The 845-nt window shown below is 43.3% G+C and carries 1 protein-coding gene and 1 pseudogene; one reads left to right on the top strand and one right to left on the bottom strand.

The annotated features are described in order from the left end of the window. Positions 1-154, top strand: a pseudogene (locus MICAI_RS16965) (DUF4164 domain-containing protein); the annotation flags it as partial. On the opposite strand, the gene MICAI_RS16960 reads toward MICAI_RS16965, so the two are convergent. After that, positions 151-834 carry an N-acetylmannosamine-6-phosphate 2-epimerase gene (locus MICAI_RS16960; RefSeq protein WP_008205005.1) on the bottom strand — a complete coding sequence of 228 codons (684 nt, stop codon included), beginning with the start codon at positions 832-834 and terminating at the stop codon, positions 151-153. The pseudogene MICAI_RS16965 and the gene MICAI_RS16960 sit on opposite strands and share 4 nt — an antisense overlap. Between the last annotated feature and the right edge of the window lie 11 nt (positions 835-845).

The raw sequence follows: 845 nt of genomic DNA, 5'->3' as shown, positions 1-845 counted from the left end.
TAACGGGTTTATCCATTGTAGTAACGAAAAAATTAACGGATTGACCGCAGGGATTGCCTATCGGGAATTGACAAACCGGGGGATTTTAATCGCTTTGGTTGTCGGTATTTTAGGAGGTGCGGCTAAACTTTTTGTTTTTTTTCCCTCCCATTAATCTTTTGATAAAATTCCTTGTAAAAAAGCGGTAGTTTTTAAATCAATCCCAGTAATTGCCGTGCCGACAACTACCGAATAGGCACCCACTTCTAGGGCTTTTTTTGCTTCTTTTGGAGTCGATATTCCTCCTTCACAGATAACAGGAACTGACAACTTATTAACTAATTCCTCTAGGAAAGAAAAACTCGGCGGTGGCAGATGTTTAGTCGCTTCTGTGTAACCGTAAAGAGTTGTACCGACAATATCAGCACCAGCTGCCACGGCATAAATAGCACTTTCGATCGAGTCTATATCTGCCATGACTAATTTACCAGTTTCCCGATGAATACGATCGATAATTGTGGCTAAATTTTCATCATTAGGACGCTTTCTGGGGGTAGCATCCAAGGCAATTATATCGGCCCCCGCATCGGCAATGGCGAGAGCATCTTGATATTTGGGCGTAATATATACCGAACAATCGGGATAATTGCGTTTCCAGAGTCCAATTATCGGTATATCCGGCAATTGTTGACGGGTGGCTTTCAGATGAGCGGGACTATCAATTCTTACCCCACAAGCACCCCTATCCACACAAGCATGAGCCATGGCGGCAATAATTACAGGATCGTGCAGAGATGACTCCACTGGCGCTTGACAGGAGACGATTAAACCCGATTTTAAGGTTTCTATTCTCATAAATTGGGGTG

The organism is Microcystis sp. T1-4, assembly GCF_000297435.1.
In the GTDB taxonomy this organism is placed as follows: Bacteria; Cyanobacteriota; Cyanobacteriia; order Cyanobacteriales; family Microcystaceae; genus Microcystis.
Note: the sequence above shows the minus strand (reverse complement) of the source record. Positions and strands in the feature narration are given on the sequence as shown.

Coding starts and splice junctions, on each gene's coding strand:
- MICAI_RS16960 (WP_008205005.1), bottom strand. CDS start 834: ATGAGAATAGAAACCTTAAAATCGGGTTTAATCGTCTCCTGTCAAGCG.